The sequence below is a fragment of the Solicola agrisoli genome, from assembly GCF_049059935.1.
Lineage (GTDB): Bacteria > Actinomycetota > Actinomycetes > Propionibacteriales > Nocardioidaceae > JAURVT01.
Map to the genome: position 1 here is coordinate 18,628 of NZ_JBMGQR010000012.1, position 13,848 is coordinate 32,475.

The 13,848-nt window shown below is 74.3% G+C and carries 16 protein-coding genes; 7 read left to right on the forward strand and 9 right to left on the reverse strand.

The genetic code is table 11. The annotated features are described in order from the left end of the window. Positions 1 to 35 precede the first annotated feature (35 nt). Positions 36 to 485, reverse strand: coding sequence for a hypothetical protein (locus ACI6PP_RS06605; RefSeq protein ID WP_421110136.1), 450 nt, complete (start codon positions 483 to 485; stop codon positions 36 to 38). Next, positions 463 to 1,317 (reverse strand): trehalose-phosphatase, encoded by an 855-nt coding sequence (gene otsB / locus ACI6PP_RS06610; protein ID WP_421110138.1) that lies wholly within the window; start codon positions 1,315 to 1,317, stop codon positions 463 to 465. Before otsB ends, ACI6PP_RS06605 begins: the two co-directional genes overlap by 23 nt. A 113-nt stretch (positions 1,318 to 1,430) precedes the next feature. Here otsB and ACI6PP_RS06615 point away from each other — a divergent pair, with 113 nt between their 5' ends. The 3 genes from ACI6PP_RS06615 to ACI6PP_RS06625 are packed head-to-tail and all read left to right on the forward strand — an operon-like array spanning position 1,431 to position 4,218. Continuing rightward, complete coding sequence (locus ACI6PP_RS06615; protein WP_421110139.1) at positions 1,431 to 3,113, forward strand: alpha/beta hydrolase; 1,683 nt, start codon at positions 1,431 to 1,433, stop codon at positions 3,111 to 3,113. Next, positions 3,110 to 3,649, forward strand: a complete 540-nt coding sequence (locus tag ACI6PP_RS06620) for a hypothetical protein (RefSeq protein WP_421110140.1) — start codon at positions 3,110 to 3,112, stop codon at positions 3,647 to 3,649. Before ACI6PP_RS06615 ends, ACI6PP_RS06620 begins: the two co-directional genes overlap by 4 nt. Beyond that, positions 3,646 to 4,218 (forward strand): hypothetical protein, encoded by a 573-nt coding sequence (locus ACI6PP_RS06625; RefSeq protein ID WP_421110141.1) that lies wholly within the window; start codon positions 3,646 to 3,648, stop codon positions 4,216 to 4,218. Before ACI6PP_RS06620 ends, ACI6PP_RS06625 begins: the two co-directional genes overlap by 4 nt. A gap of 24 nt (positions 4,219 to 4,242) precedes the next feature. On the opposite strand, the gene ACI6PP_RS06630 is transcribed toward ACI6PP_RS06625, so the two are convergent. From ACI6PP_RS06630 to ACI6PP_RS06640, 3 genes are all read right to left on the reverse strand, one after another. Then, positions 4,243 to 4,731 (reverse strand): LytR C-terminal domain-containing protein, encoded by a 489-nt coding sequence (locus ACI6PP_RS06630; protein ID WP_421110142.1) that lies wholly within the window; start codon positions 4,729 to 4,731, stop codon positions 4,243 to 4,245. 17 nt (positions 4,732 to 4,748) lie between these two features. Next, the gene (locus ACI6PP_RS06635) at positions 4,749 to 5,048 is read right to left on the reverse strand and encodes a DUF3263 domain-containing protein (RefSeq protein ID WP_421110144.1); all 300 of its coding nucleotides are present in this window, start codon (positions 5,046 to 5,048) and stop codon (positions 4,749 to 4,751) included. A 152-nt stretch (positions 5,049 to 5,200) separates the two neighbouring features. Then, entirely contained in the window at positions 5,201 to 5,644 is a 444-nt protein-coding gene (locus ACI6PP_RS06640; RefSeq protein WP_421110146.1) for a hypothetical protein, read from the reverse strand. 108 nt (positions 5,645 to 5,752) lie between these two features. Here ACI6PP_RS06640 and ACI6PP_RS06645 point away from each other — a divergent pair, with 108 nt between their 5' ends. Next, a complete protein-coding gene (locus ACI6PP_RS06645) occupies positions 5,753 to 7,237 on the forward strand; it encodes an alpha,alpha-trehalose-phosphate synthase (UDP-forming) (RefSeq protein WP_421110148.1) in 1,485 nt (494 codons plus the stop codon). Positions 7,238 to 7,402: 165 nt separating this feature from the next. On the opposite strand, the gene ACI6PP_RS06650 is transcribed toward ACI6PP_RS06645, so the two are convergent. After that, on the reverse strand, positions 7,403 to 8,005 hold the full coding sequence (locus tag ACI6PP_RS06650; protein ID WP_421110150.1) for a GNAT family N-acetyltransferase: 603 nt from the start codon (positions 8,003 to 8,005) through the stop codon (positions 7,403 to 7,405). A 10-nt stretch (positions 8,006 to 8,015) separates the two neighbouring features. After that, on the reverse strand, positions 8,016 to 9,275 hold the full coding sequence (locus ACI6PP_RS06655; protein WP_421110151.1) for an MFS transporter: 1,260 nt from the start codon (positions 9,273 to 9,275) through the stop codon (positions 8,016 to 8,018). A 191-nt stretch (positions 9,276 to 9,466) separates the two neighbouring features. Between ACI6PP_RS06655 and ACI6PP_RS06660 the strand changes: the two genes are divergently transcribed. Then, entirely contained in the window at positions 9,467 to 10,480 is a 1,014-nt protein-coding gene (locus ACI6PP_RS06660) for a sulfotransferase family protein (protein ID WP_421110153.1), read from the forward strand. Here ACI6PP_RS06660 and ACI6PP_RS06665 read toward each other — a convergent pair. Next, a complete protein-coding gene (locus tag ACI6PP_RS06665; protein ID WP_421110155.1) occupies positions 10,467 to 11,684 on the reverse strand; it encodes an endonuclease/exonuclease/phosphatase family protein in 1,218 nt (405 codons plus the stop codon). The genes ACI6PP_RS06660 and ACI6PP_RS06665 overlap by 14 nt on opposite strands. Positions 11,685 to 11,772: 88 nt before the next feature. Next, complete coding sequence (locus tag ACI6PP_RS06670; protein ID WP_421110156.1) at positions 11,773 to 12,657, reverse strand: hypothetical protein; 885 nt, start codon at positions 12,655 to 12,657, stop codon at positions 11,773 to 11,775. A 52-nt stretch (positions 12,658 to 12,709) separates the two neighbouring features. Between ACI6PP_RS06670 and ACI6PP_RS06675 the strand changes: the two genes are divergently transcribed. Together ACI6PP_RS06675 and ACI6PP_RS06680 are read left to right on the forward strand one after the other, a co-directional pair. After that, positions 12,710 to 13,048: a YidH family protein gene (locus ACI6PP_RS06675; RefSeq protein ID WP_421110158.1), complete on the forward strand. Its 339-nt coding sequence runs from the start codon at positions 12,710 to 12,712 to the stop codon at positions 13,046 to 13,048. Positions 13,049 to 13,069: 21 nt separating this feature from the next. Then, positions 13,070 to 13,744, forward strand: a complete 675-nt coding sequence (locus ACI6PP_RS06680) for a uracil-DNA glycosylase (protein ID WP_421110159.1) — start codon at positions 13,070 to 13,072, stop codon at positions 13,742 to 13,744. The last annotated feature ends 104 nt before the right edge of the window (positions 13,745 to 13,848 follow it).

Sequence of the window (13,848 nt, forward strand, 5' to 3'; positions counted from 1 at the left end):
GCGGCAACTCGGTCCGGATGCTGGACCGGACCGTCTCAGCCCCGACGTCGCCAGCGCGGCGTCCGCGGCGACGGGTAGCCACCGGCGGCGAGGCCCGCGAGACGCTCGAACGGGTTGTACGACGAGTGGTCGCCGGCGACGACCCACGAGACGCCCGCGGACGCCAGGTAGAGCGGCACCATCACGGGTCCCAGGCACGCCGCGTACTGGGTGCAGTGCCGGTCCTCGTGCGCGAGCAGCGACGGCCGGGCGCGCAGCCAGTCCGCGTCGTGCCGGCTGCACACCACGTTGCCGACGGTGAACGCGCTCGCGACTGGCACCGACCAGCGGTACCCACCGGCGAGCCAGGTGCCGCGCTCGTGCCGCTCGGGCACCGCTCCCCCGGCGCGCGCGACGACCAGGCCGAGCGGGGTCGACAGGTTGACCCAGTTCAGCACCGCCCGCAGGCGGGTCCAGACCGTGTCAGGCGCGCTGGTCGAGGGCATCGGCCAGGGCGGTCAGCCACGTGGCGACCTCGTCGGGCCCGGCGACCTCGAGGTCGGCGAGGTGCCCGAGGGTCTGCTCCTCGGTGGAGTGCGAGTACACGAGCAGCCCGGCCAGGCCCTCGGCGCGCAGGGCCGCGACGGCCTCGAACGCGGGCAGGTCGCCGAGGTCGTCGCCGGCGAAGACCACGGTGCGGGCACCGGTCTCGGCGACCAGGCCGCGGACGGCGTCGCCCTTGTCGGTGCCGTGGGCCCGCAGCTCGAGCACGTTCTTGCCGGGCTCGACGACGAGGTCGTGACGCGCGGCGAGGTCGGCGACCGGGCCGCGGAGGGCCTCGAACGCCTCGCGCGGCGCGTCCATCTGGCGGGTGTGGACGCCGATCGCGCGCCCCTTGTGCTCGACGTGCGCGTCGGCCAGCCCAAGCTCCTCCAGGAGCGCGGGCAGCTCGCCCTCGGCGCCGGCGATGCCCGCGGGCGGCGGCGGATCGGTGATCTCGCCGGTGACGGCGTCCCAGCGCTCGACGCCGTACTGGCCGAGGATCGACATCGCGCCCAGGCCGTCGACGTCCGCGAACCCGCCGAGGCTCAGCGCGGTGCGGACGGGCCGGCCGGTGACGACCGCGATCTTGCCGAGGTGGCGCCCCAGCCGCGCCAGCGCCTCGACGACGCCCGGGTGCACGTGGGCGGACGCGGGGTCGTCGACGATCGGCGCGAGGGTGCCGTCGAAGTCCAGGCCCAGCAGCACCGACGCGGGATCGGCCAGCACCGCCTCGAGACCTCGCGCGCCCTCGGCGGTGCGGGGCTCGACGACGGTCTGCGCGGACGAGGTGGCCATGTCCTCCATCATGAACCACGCTCGACGCGGGCGGTGCCGAACGCGGCGTGACGGTGGACGCACCGCCGTCCCGACCCCGGGTCGCTGACCCTTCCGGCCGCTACCGTCGGCGCATGCCCGGGCACTTCGACCTCTACCCGTCCTCGGTGGACGAGCTGGTCGGCGTCGCCGCCCAGCTGCGTGCCGCGGGCGAGCAGTTCGACGGCTCGGCCGCCGAGCTCGCCGAGGCCGGTGAACGTGCCACCCAGGAGGTGGCCGGAGACCTCGTCGGGCCCGTCGCCCAGGTCCCCGCACCGGCGGCCGGTGACGCCGAGAGCCTGCGTGACGCCTCGGTGTTCGCGGCCGGCGCGATGCTGTCGTTCGCCGAGGCCGTCGACGCCTTCGACCGCACCGTGGCCGGGCTCAACCGCGAGTACGACGCGCTGCCGCAGCCGCCGTCCCCCGAGTCGGTCGCCGCGCTGCGCCGCCGGTACGAGGAGGCCGAGGCCGAGGTCGACCGCGCCGGTTCCGACACCGCCGGCATGCTCGGTCGCGGGCCGAACGTCGCGGACCTCGCGATCCTGGGGTCGCGTGGGCTCCTCCCGAGCGCCAGTGACTACGACGACCCGGCGCTCGCGTCGGCCTTCGACAAGACCGGCAAGAACTTCCCCAACGCGGCCTTCCCCGTCGACGACCTCTCCCCCGAGGAGGTGGCCGTGTGGTGGGACTCCCTCACGCTCGTCGAGCGCCTGGCCGTGATGCGCAGCCGCTCGGCGCGGCTGGGCAACACCGACGGGTTGCCGGCCGAGGTGCGCGACGAGGCCAACCGGCTCGCCCTCGGCCAGGACCTCGAGGACCTCGAGCAGGCCGAGGCCGAGGGCCGCCTCACCGAGTCGCAGCAGCAGCGGCTCGTCAACGCGCGGCAGATCGCCGAGCAGCTCGCCCAGGCCGAGGGCCACGTCGACCCCGTCACCGGCGAGCCCACGGGCGCGCAGCTGTACGTCTACGACCCGTCGGACTACGACGGCGAGGGCCGCGCGGCCATCGTCACCGGCAACGCCGACACCGCCGACGACGTCGCGTGGAACGTCCCGGGCACCGACTCCGACGTGGAGAACATGAGCGTCTCGCGCAGCAACGCCATCTACGACGCCGCTCGCGACGACAACCTCGGCAGCCGCAGCACCGCCGTCGTCACGTGGATGGGCTACGACGCACCCGAGTGGAACACCAGCGTGGCCACCGAGGGTCGCGCCGAGGACGGCGCCCAGCGGCTGGCCGACGATGTCGCCGGTCTCGCCGCCTCGCGCGGGGACGACCAGCCGCACACCACCGTCATCGGGCACAGCTACGGCAGCACGACCGTGGCGCGCGCCGGGGCCGAGGAGGGCCTGGGCGACCACGCCGACGAGATCGTGCTGGTCGGCAGCCCGGGCGCCAGCAGCGCCGACCACGCGTCCGACCTCGGCGTCGGCGAGGACCACGTGTTCGTCGGCGCCAACAGCAGCGACCCCGTCACCTACCTCGGTGGCACGGGCTGGGTCCACGGGATCACCTCCACGCTCGGCAACGACCCGGCCGAGGACGACTTCGGCGCCGTCCGCTTCCAGGCCGAGGCTCCCGACCGCGCGTCCTGGGTCGGCTTCGGCGACCACAGCAAGTACTTCGACCCCGGCTCGGAGTCGCTGTACAACATCGCCCAGGTGGTCAACGGCGACCACGGCGACGTCACCACGGCCGAGCACCGCTACGACCCCTGGTACGACGAGATGCAGGACCCCGAGCGCGACCGCGAGCCCGGGGTGGCGCCACGATGACCACCGACCGGTTCTGGACGCGCCTGCGCACCCTGCTGCCCGACGCCGACCTGGTGGTGGTGCCCGCCCCCGCACCGCCGGCCGTCCTCGCCGACGACGACCGCCGCCTGCGTGCCGAGCGGGACGCCCAGCGCGTGCTCGTCGGCTCGTGGCGTGCCGCGTCGATCGACCTCCCCGCACCACCTGCCTACCGGTGGCGCTGGAGCGCGGTGGTCGACCCCGCCGACGCGCAGGTCGTCGCCACCGCCAGCGTCCCGCTGCCACCGGGTGGGGACGAGGGGCGGGCCGACGAGGTCCGGCGCGCGCTGGACGCCGCGGGCTGGGCGGTCTCGTCGCGGCGGCACCCCGCCTCGGTGCGCGCCGTCGCACCACCGGGGCACCACGCCGCCGGTCATGCGCTGCACGCGTTCGCCCACGAGGCGTCCGCGAGCTGGTTCGTCGTGGTCACCGGCCCGGCCGTGCCGGTCGGGGCCGAGGCGGTCGCTACCCTCTCCTCACGCGGGTACCAGGACCCGCCCTGGGACGAGGTGCCGTGAGGACGAACGCGACGACGCGTCGGACGGTCGCCGCCCTGCCCGCAGCGCTGCTCGTGGCGCTCGCCGCGGGATGCGGCGGCGGGTCGTCCACCCCCACCGGAGGAGGCGGAGCCAGCGTGAGCGACCCGGTCGACGTCGAGACCTCGCGCACCGAGGTGCGCGGCGCCGCCACCGACCTGCTGGCGGCCCTGACCGCCGCCGACGGGCCCCTCGGCTCGCGGGGCGGCACGGTCCGTTTCTCCAACGGCGCCTTCGCGCCGTGCACCGACGACGCCGCGGGCTTCGCCTACGACACCAACGCCCGGGTCGACCTCGACGCCGACAGCCTCTCCGCGCTGCCGGACGTGCGCGCCGCGCTGGAGGCCGACGGCTGGACGATCGACGACGACCCCGGCGGAGCCGACCCGGCCACCTCGGTCACCGCCCGCAAGGGCGAGCTCACCTCGCGCGTGCTGGCCTCGGAGAAGCCGCTGGCGCTCGTCAAGGTGCTGGGGCCGTGCCTGCCGGTGACGCAGGAGCAGAAGGACGACTTCGAGTCCAGCCCGGGCGCCGAGCCGCTCGACGGCTGAGCGGCGCCAGGGCCGCTCGTCGCCTCAGAGCCTGCTGGTGAGGATGACCGTGAGCCGGTCGAACTTCATCGGGTCGACCGCGGGCTTGACCCGGTCGACCTTCAGGTCGGCGGCCAGCAGGTCGGCCTGGGCCTTGAGCCGCTTGGGGTAGTAGACGGTGGTCTCGGGGATGTTGCCCGACCAGTTGTCGGTGCCCACGACCTTCCAGCCCGCGCCCTGGATCTTGTCCGACGCCGACGAGGCCAGGCCCGAGGTGCGCGTGTTGTTGAAGACCTCGACGTACGCCCGGGGCACCTCCTCGGGCTCGGTCGTCCTCGCCGGAGCCGGCGTGGGGGTGGGCGACGGCGCCGCCGACGGGGTGGTGGCCGGCTGCGTGGCCGCCGCCTGCTCGGCGCGGTCGGGGGTGCCGGTGATGAAGTAGCCCAGCAGCGCGACGACGACGAGCCCGAGCCCGGCGAGCACGGCCCACGAGGGGACGGCCAGGACCGATCCGGCGCGACGTCGCTTGCCCACGGGGCGCCCCTTCCGGCTCAGAGCTCGATGCCGAGGCGTCGAGCCGAGCGCTGACGCTGGCGGGCCGCGCGCAGACGACGCAGGCGCTTGACGAGGAGGGGGTCGAACGCGAGGGCGGCCTCGCGGTCGATCAACGCGTTCAGGACCTGGTAGTAGCGCGTCGCGGACATGTCGAACTTGTCGCGGATCGCCTGCTCCTTGGCGCCGGAGTACTTCCACCAGTGGCGCTCGACCGCGAGGATCTCGCGGTCGCGGTCACTGAGGGCTTCTCCTGCCACGGCGGCGACTCCCGAGGTGGGCACGTGCGCTGCGTCCATGGGGCCCATCGTAGGCGACGAACCACAGCGATGTCATTCGGTCGGCGGATCGGCATGTCCGCACCGGCCGCCACCCTAGGCCGTGCGCCTCTCGGACGGCGACGGCCCCCTCGCCGCCGGTGCGGGAGGGGGCCGTCGGGCGGTGCGGCGCGTCAGCTGCCGCTGGTGCCGCCGAGGTCGATGTCGCACTCCTCCTTGACGTTGGTGTTCACCTTCTGCATGTCGGTGTTCACCGCGGTCAGGTCGCCGGACAGCGACTGCGCAGCCTGCGCGAACTTCGGGTCGGCCACGACGTCGGTGAGCTTCGAGCTGGACTCCGCACCGGCGTCCTCGAAGGCCTCGGTGAGCTTGTCGAGCGTGTCGGCGGTGTTCTGCCACTCCTTGGTGACCGAGTCCGGAGCCTCCTCGGCGATGTCGTCGAAGCGGTCGGCCGCCTTCTCGAAGTCGCCGAGCGTGAGGTCCTGCGGGTTCGAGATGCCGCCGATGTCGTTCTCGGCCGCCTTGATCTCGTCGCAGTAGGCGTTGCCGCCACCGCAGGCCGTGAGGACGAGCGTGACGAGCGCGGAGCCGGCGATCGCGACGGGTGTCTTGCGCATGTGGTTCCCCCGATGGGTCGAGACGACGGCGCCGGGCGCCGGTCGTCGCAGTCTGGTCGGCCCACGCTAGCGCGGACAAGGCCCGTCCGCCCTGGGTAGGGTCGCCCCATGGCCCCCACGTCGTCAGCGCCCGCGAAACGACCGCTGCGCAAGCGCAGGACCGCCAAGGGCGACCCGAAGGCCACCTTCGTCGTCGTGGCCAACCGGCTCCCCGTGGACCGGATCGAGCTGCCGGACGGCGGCACGGACTGGCGCACGTCGCCCGGGGGCCTGGTCACCGCGCTGGAGCCGGTGATGCGTCGCAACGGCGGCGCGTGGATCGGCTGGCACGGCGCCCCGGACGAGGAGCTCGAGCCGTTCGACAACGACGGGCTCTCGCTCGTCCCGGTGCCGATCAGCGCCACCGAGCTCGAGGAGTACTACGAGGGCTTCTCCAACGCGACGCTCTGGCCGCTGTACCACGACGTCGTCGCCTACCCCGAGTTCCACCGCGAGTGGTGGGACGCCTACGTCCGGGTGAACCAGCGCTTCGCCGACCGCGCCGCCGAGGTCGCCGCCCAGGACGCCGTGGTGTGGGTGCAGGACTACCAGCTGCAGCTGGTCCCGCAGATGCTGCGCGAGCTGCGACCCGACGTCCGCATCGGGTTCTTCCTGCACATCCCCTTCCCGCCCAACGAGCTGTTCCAGCAGCTGCCGTGGCGTCGTCAGATCCTCGAGGGCCTGCTCGGTGCCGACCTCGTGGGGTTCCAGATGCCCGGGGCGGCGCAGAACTTCGTGCGCCTGGTGCGGCAGCGCGTCGGCCACAAGACGCACCGCGACACCGTCTACCTGCCCGACGGACGACGCGTGCTCGCCCGCGCCTACCCGATCTCGATCGACACCTCCGGCCTGGAGGAGCTGGCCCGCCGACCCGAGACGCAGGCCCGCGCCGACGAGATCCGCGAGTCGCTCGGCAACCCCGACAAGGTGCTGCTGGGCATCGACCGGCTCGACTACACCAAGGGCCTGCGTCAGCGCCTGCGTGCCTTCGGCGAGCTCGTCACCGACGGCACCATCGACTTCGAGCAGGCGGTGTTCGTGCAGGTCGCGACCCCGTCGCGCGAGCGCGTCGACCAGTACCGGGTGCTCCGCGACGACATCGACCGCCTCGTCGGGCGCATCAACGGCGACGTCGGCCGCATCGGCCACCCGCCCATCACCTACCTGCACTCCTCCTACCCCCGCGACGAGATGGCCGCCCTGTACCGCGCCGCCGACGTCATGGTGGTCACCCCGCTGCGCGACGGCATGAACCTGGTGGCCAAGGAGTACGTGGCGTGCCGCTACGACGACACCGGCGCCCTGGTGCTCAGCGAGTTCGCCGGCGCGGCCGCCGAGCTCAAGCAGGCCTACCAGGTGAACCCGTACGACATCAACGGCATGAAGGACCGCCTCTACGAGGCCATGACCGGCTCGACCCGCGACCGCGCCCGCCGCATGCGTGCCATGCGCAAGCAGGTGCTCGAGCACGACATCGACCGCTGGGCCACCACCTTCCTCGACGAGCTCTCCCGCACCGACCCCACGCACGACAAGAAGCCGCGGCCGGTCTGAGGGGCCTCCGGGCCACCACCGCCCGGGGTCCGCTCGGCAGCCGGACACCGAACCTGCCATCAGCGGAGAAGTGCGCAGCGAGGACGGCGGCGGCGGGGCCCTTCCCGACCGGCGCAGGCAGAAGATCCGCGCGCCACAGCCGCTCGTGCGGCGGCGGCCACCCCCTCAGCGACGCCGCGCCAGGAACCCCTGCAGCCGCTCCTTCACCCCGGCCCACTCGTCGTCGACGAGCGCCAGCTGGACGGTGTCGCGCCAGGTGCCGTCGCGGCGCAGCTTGTGCTTGCGGAGCAGGCCCTCGCGGGTGGCGCCGAGGCGCTCGACGGCCGCGACGGAGCGCTCGTTGCGGGAGTCGACGTGCCAGACGACGCGGACGGCGCCGAGGGTCTCGAAGGCGCGGGTGAGCAGGAGCAGCTTGGACTCGGTGTTGACGCCGCTGCGCCAGGACGCCCGCGACAGCCAGGTGTAGCCGATGGCGAGCGAGCGGGAGCCGGGGTCGACCTCGTAGAAGGTGGTGATGCCGGCGACGGCGTCGCGCGCGAGGTCGACCTGGGTCCACTGCGTGGCGGCCGGGCGCGCGAGGTGGTCGGCGACCATCGCCTCGACGTCACCCAGGTCGGCGGGCGGGGCGTAGGACGTCCAGCGGAAGATCTCGTCGTCGTCGGCCGCCGCCAGCAGCCCGGGGGCGTGCGCCGGGTCCAGGGCCGTCAGCCGGACCAGGTCGCCGTCGAGGTCGGGGGCCCGGGTCCACTCCTGGGGCGGTGCGGTCATGGCACCGACCCTACGACGCCGGGACCGCCTCGGTCGTCGACGGCGCCTCGACCTCGCGGGCGGCGAGCGCACGCCGCAGCGGTCGCTGCGCGCACAGCGAGAGGACGACGGCGCCGGCCGTCGCGGTGACGGTGACGGCGAACGCCGGCGTGTGGCCGCCGGTGTCGGCGAGCCGCCCGGCGAGGCTCGAGCCCAGCGCGTAGCCGACGCCCGTGGCGGCGGCGAGCAGCGTCATGGCCGCGCCGACGCGCGACGGGGGGACGATCCGCTCGCCGAGGGTGAAGTTGCTGATCATGTAGGGCGCGACGGCGAAGCCGAGGGCCAGCACGACGAGCACCAGGGCGAGCAGGCCGTCGACGAGCAGCAGCGGCAGCGACAGGACGAACAGCGCGAGGGCCGAGCCGAGCATCCGGCGCTCGTGACCGATACGGGCGGGCAGGCCGGCGACGGCCAGGCCCGCGATGACGCTGCCGACGCCGAGCGTCGCGTGGGTGAGGCCCGCGACGCCGGGCTGGCCGACGGCGGTGGCGAGCACCGTCGCACCGGTCTGCGACGAGCCGAACACCATGCCGATGAGGCCCTGGGCGACGAGCAGCGTGAGCAGCAGCCCCGTCACGAGTCGTCCGGTCTCCGACGCGGAGCGGCGCGTCCGGTGCTCGTGGGCGACCGCCGCCGAGGGGTGGAGGGCGAACCAGGTGCCGAAGACGGCCAGCACCGCCGCGGCGACGACCAGCGCGCCCGCGGGGTCGACGAGCACGCCGATGACGCCGACCAGGGCCGGGCCGAGCACGAACGACGCCTCGTCCGCGGCGCCCTCGTACGAGAACGCGGCGTCGACGAGGCGCGGCTGCGCGGCACCGGTCCCGCGCGTGATCGGCCTCCACCGGACGCGGGCGAGCGGCCCCACCTGCGGCATCAGCAGCCCGGTCGCGGCGGCCACGCCGATCAGGGCGGCCTCGCCGGCGTCGGCGTGCGCGAGCAGCACGATGCCGACCAGCCCGAGGGCGCCGGCGAGCGACTGGACCAGGACGACGGGGCGCTGCCCGATCCGGTCCGCGAGCGACCCGGCGAAGGGCGAGCCGACGGCGTTGGCGACGGCGAGCGCGCCGGCCGCGGCACCGCCGGCGCCATAGCGTCCGGTGGCCGAGGAGACGAGCAGGAGGGTGCCGAGCTGGCTCATCGCGAGCGGCAGGCGGCCGAGGAAGGCGACCACCACGTAGGCGGGGCCGGAGAGTCGGAGGAGTCGGGCGTACGACGCGATCGGTGACACGGGCGCTGGACCTTCGGGTTCGACACGTGCCGCTAGGGGTAGCGGCGACCGGCGCGCCGTCCCACCACTCGTGCGCGCACACCCTGATACGGCCCCGACTGTACCGCCCGGACGGGTGGGTGAGCCAGTCGTCCGTGCCCACGCTCCGGACCGGGCACCTAAGTCGATCGAGAAAGTCTAGGATCGCGACCATGAGCTCGCCCTCGCTGCCGGACTTCCTGGTGGTCGGCGCCCCCAAGGCCGGGACGTCGGCCCTGCACGCCGCGCTGGCACGCCATCCCGAGGTGCACCTGACGTCGCCGAGCGCGCCGTACCTCAAGGAGCCGAAGTACTTCCTGTGCGACGACGCGCCGCCGCCGGCGTACCGCGGCCCCGGCGACGCGCACAGCAGCCAGGAGTGGGTCTGGCGCCGCGCCGACTACGAGGCGATGTTCGCCGCGGCTCCCCCCGGCACGCTGCGCGGCGAGAGCACCCCGTTCTACCTGTGGAGCCCGACGGCGCGCCGCCGGATCGCCGAGGAGCTGCCGCACGCCAGGCTCGTGGTCGTGGTGCGCGACCCCGTCGACCGCGCGTACTCCAACTGGATGCACCTGTGGTCCGACGGCCTGGAGCCCGACGCCGACTTCGTCTCCGCGTTCGGACGCGAGGACGAGCGCGTCGCCGCCGGGTGGGCTCCGTTCTGGCGCTACCGCGACCTCGGCCTCTACGGCCGCCAGCTGCGCGACCTGTACGACCGCGTCGACCCCGACCGCGTCCTCGTCCTGCGCTACGGCGACCTCGTCGACGAGCCCGACGCCACGCTGGACCGCGTCGCCCGCTTCCTGGGCATCACCGAGGGCCTCGTGGGAGAGGTGCCGCCCGACAACGCCCGCCCGTTCGTCGCCCCCGGACTGCGGACGTCGGTGCTCAGCCGTGCGGTGCGCACGGGCGCCGGCCTGGGCGCGCTCGTCCCGCCGAAGATCTGGCGCACGGCCAGCCGTCCGCTGCTCTCGGCGCTGCACGGCGACGGGACCACGCCCCGTCCGCGCCTGCAGCCCGAGCAGCGGGCGCGCCTGGTCGAGACGTACGACGCCGACATCACGCTGCTCGAGCAGCTGACCGACCTCGACCTGGAGCACTGGCGACGCACGACCGACCGCGGCTCGTTCGCGCAGCGCCAGGCCGCCCGTGCCGCCCGCGAGGGCGCGGCGGTCAGCGCCGGCTGAGACCCAGGTCCACCCAGACGAGGCGGTGGTCGCTGCTCGGGAACGGGAAGCTGCCCGTCAGCCGCGACAGCGGGTCGGCCTGCGTCGGCCAGAACACCCCGGCCCCGCGGACCCTCAGGTTCGGCGAGGGCAGCACGTAGTCGGCCCGCAGGTTGCCCGGTCCGGGGGTGTCGGCGAAGTCGGCGGTGTCGTACCGGGCGGGCGTGCGGTGCGACGCGTTCGCGCCGCCCTGCAGCCTCGCGGCCTCCTCGGCCCCGCGCGACGTCGGCCGCGGGTCGGTGAACCGCGGCGACCCGAGCAGCTGGTGGATCGCGCCGTCGAAGGAGTCGCCGTCGTTCGGGTCGGCGTTCTGGTCACCGGCCACCACGTACCGGGCGCCCTTCTCGATGCCGCCGCGACGGCCGCGGTCGTCGCGGATCCAGCGGTTCTTCGCACCCGAGACGTAGTCGGCCCAGAAGCCGATCTCGTCGTGGTTGCGGCGGCCGTTGCGGTCCTCGGGGCCGTCGAACGTGGGCGGCGTCGGGTGCGACGCGAGCAGGTGGACGGTGCGGTGGCCGACCCTGACGGGCACGTCCCAGTGCGACTTGCTCGACAGCGGCAGGACGTCGAGGTCGTCGGCAGAGTAGAAGTCCGGCGGGATGACGTTGCCCGGCACGTCCTTCCAGAGCAGGTGCTGGAAGGTGCGGACGGCCCGCTTCTCGATCGGGTACCGCGACAGGACGACCATGCCGTACTGCCCGGGGAACGTGCCGAAGCCGAGCGCGTCGCCGGGGCCGCCGACCGCGCCGTCCTTGTCGAGGTCGCGGCCGCTGGGCACGCCGGTGTTGACCGGCGCCGTGTACGCGTAGCGGTAGTCGATCGCACGGGCCCCCGACTGCGGACGCTCCAGGTAGTGGTCGCGGAACGCGTCGACGGCGGCGCCGCCCTCGACGTAGTCGAACTCGTTGAGCAGCAGCACGTCGGGCCGCGTCCGCTGGACGATCTCGGCGACGGCGCGCGCCTGCGGGTCGTCGGGGGTCGACAGGTCCTGGAGCAGCTCGCCCTCGGCGGTGCGGTTCAGGCTCGCGTTGAACGTCGCGAACCGCACGTCGTCGCGTCCGTGGCCGCGGTCGTGGTGGCCGCCGGCCGACGCCGGGGCCGACGTGGCCGCGAGCGCGAGCGTCAGGCCGGCGACGGCGAGCAGGATGGTGGGGGTGCGGCGCACGGGATCTCCTCGGTCGGGGTGTCCGACCAGAGGTACCCGCCGCGCACGGGGCCCAAACCGCGCCCCGGCGAACACGAGGTGAAGACCGTCAGACGACGGAGGTCATCAGGTCGTGCGCGCCGTCGGGGCGGGCGGCCTCGAAGTAGAACCGCGTGCGGCCGTCCTCGAGCGGCACCGCCGAGACGTAGCGCAGCGCACCGTCCGCGTGCGGGGACGACAGGCGCACCTCGTCGCTCGGCACCAGCACGCCGTCGCGCTCGACGGCCAGGCCCGTGGTCTCGAACCAGTTGGACTCCGCGTCGGGGCGTCCGTCGTAGAGCACGGTGAGCGGCTCGTGCGACAGCACCGCCGTCACGCGGGCGCCGCGGGCGTCCCACTCGCCCGGACGTCCGGCGAGCACCTCCCCCGCGTCGGTCCACGACAGGCCGTCGACGCTGGTGGCGTGGCGCGTGGTCATCCGGTCCTCGGCCCCGGGCACGTCGAGCGGGTGGCAGCAGACCCACAGGTGCCAACCGTCCTCGCGGTGCTCGACGACGGGGTCCTTGACGGCGACGAGGTCGTCGCCAGGCAGCACGACCCGGCGCTCCCCCGTGGCCAGGCCCTCGGGCGTGGGCGCGGTGAGCGAGTCGATCCACCAGTGCTTGGAGCCGGGCGTGGCGCACGAGAGGTAGAGCCGCCAGCCCACGCCGGGCACGGGCACCAGGACGGGTCGCTCGAACGACTCGGCGTCGAAGTCCTCGCGACGCACCTCGGCGACGGGCCTGAAGGCCACCCCGTCGTCGGACCGTGCGACGACGACGGACACGCCGCGCCCCGACGTCAGCGGCCGGCGGACGCGGTAGGTGAGCCAGACGACGCCGTCGACGAGGACGGCGCTGGAGCCGCCCGACCAGTGGCCGGGGCCCGGCCCGGGGGCCGGCACGACCACCGTCGCACCGTCGAAGCGGGGCAGGGGGACGGTCGTCACGCTCACCGCCCGAACTCTACTCAACGGCTCGAGAATGGCCCGGCGTACATTGCGGCTCGTGGCCCAGGAGACCGAACCGGTGGACTACCGATTCACGCTCGCGAACGAGCGGACGTACCTCGCCTACGTGCGCACGGCGCTCGCGCTGATCGTCGCCGGCGTCGCCCTGCTGCACGCCGAGACGTTCCTCGGGCCGTCGTCGCAGACCCGTCCGGTCGGTGTGGTGCTGATGGCCGTCGGCATCCTCGTGACGGGCGCCGGCTACTTCCGCTGGCGGTCCAACGAGCGCCGCATCGCCTCCGGCGAGCCGCTGGCGCCGACCTGGATCCCCGCCGTCCTGGCGGTCACCCTGATCGCGCTCGGGCTGCTGTCGGCGGTCCTCGCGTTCATCGGCTGACGCCGCCCTAGGCTGGCGGGCATGCCGCGTCCCCTGAGCGAGATCGTCGCCCCCGACTGGGCCGAGGCCCTCGAGCCCGTCGCGGGCACCGTCGCCGAGCTGGGCGAGTTCCTGCGCGGCGAGGTGGCCGCCGGTCGCGGCTACCTGCCGTCCGGCGAGAACGTGCTGCGGGCGTTCGTCGAGCCGCTGTCGTCGGTGCGCGTGCTGGTCGTCGGCCAGGACCCCTACCCGACGCCCGGGCACGCCGTCGGGCTCTCGTTCTCCGTCGGCGCCGACGTGCGTCCGGTGCCCAAGAGCCTGGCCAACATCTTCACCGAGATGGAGTCCGACCTCGGCGTGCCGCGGCCCACCAGCGGCGACCTCTCGCCCTGGACCCGACAGGGCGTCCTGCTGCTGAACCGCGTGCTGACCGTGCAGCCCGGGGAGTCCGGCAGCCACCGCCGCAAGGGCTGGGAGTCGGTGACCGAGCAGGCGATCGCCGCGCTGGTCGCCCGGCCCGAGCCGCTCGTCGCGCTGCTCTGGGGCCGCGACGCGCAGTCGCTGAAGCCGATGCTCGGCGACACGCCGGTCGTCGAGAGCGTGCACCCGAGCCCGTTGTCGGCGTCGCGCGGGTTCTTCGGGTCGCGTCCGTTCAGCCGCGTCAACGAGCATCTGGTGGCCCTGGGCGCCGAACCGGTGGACTGGCGGCTGCCGTGACGTGGCGCGCACCGGGCGTCCGTCGTCGGGTGTGGCCGATGGACGACCGATAGCCTGACGGGTCACGGGGCCACCACGGCCCCGGTCACGGAGGGGGAGCACGA

Excerpts from the sequence above, each read along its gene's own strand:
- ACI6PP_RS06605 (WP_421110136.1), bottom strand. The coding sequence starts at position 485 with ATGCCCTCGACCAGCGCGCCTGACACGGTCTGGACCCGCCTGCGGGCG.
- otsB (WP_421110138.1), bottom strand. The coding sequence starts at position 1,317 with ATGGCCACCTCGTCCGCGCAGACCGTCGTCGAGCCCCGCACCGCCGAG.
- ACI6PP_RS06615 (WP_421110139.1), top strand. The coding sequence starts at position 1,431 with ATGCCCGGGCACTTCGACCTCTACCCGTCCTCGGTGGACGAGCTGGTC.
- ACI6PP_RS06620 (WP_421110140.1), top strand. The coding sequence starts at position 3,110 with ATGACCACCGACCGGTTCTGGACGCGCCTGCGCACCCTGCTGCCCGAC.
- ACI6PP_RS06635 (WP_421110144.1), bottom strand. The coding sequence starts at position 5,048 with ATGGACGCAGCGCACGTGCCCACCTCGGGAGTCGCCGCCGTGGCAGGA.
- ACI6PP_RS06640 (WP_421110146.1), bottom strand. The coding sequence starts at position 5,644 with ATGCGCAAGACACCCGTCGCGATCGCCGGCTCCGCGCTCGTCACGCTC.
- ACI6PP_RS06645 (WP_421110148.1), top strand. The coding sequence starts at position 5,753 with ATGGCCCCCACGTCGTCAGCGCCCGCGAAACGACCGCTGCGCAAGCGC.
- ACI6PP_RS06650 (WP_421110150.1), bottom strand. The coding sequence starts at position 8,005 with ATGACCGCACCGCCCCAGGAGTGGACCCGGGCCCCCGACCTCGACGGC.
- ACI6PP_RS06660 (WP_421110153.1), top strand. The coding sequence starts at position 9,467 with ATGAGCTCGCCCTCGCTGCCGGACTTCCTGGTGGTCGGCGCCCCCAAG.
- ACI6PP_RS06680 (WP_421110159.1), top strand. The coding sequence starts at position 13,070 with ATGCCGCGTCCCCTGAGCGAGATCGTCGCCCCCGACTGGGCCGAGGCC.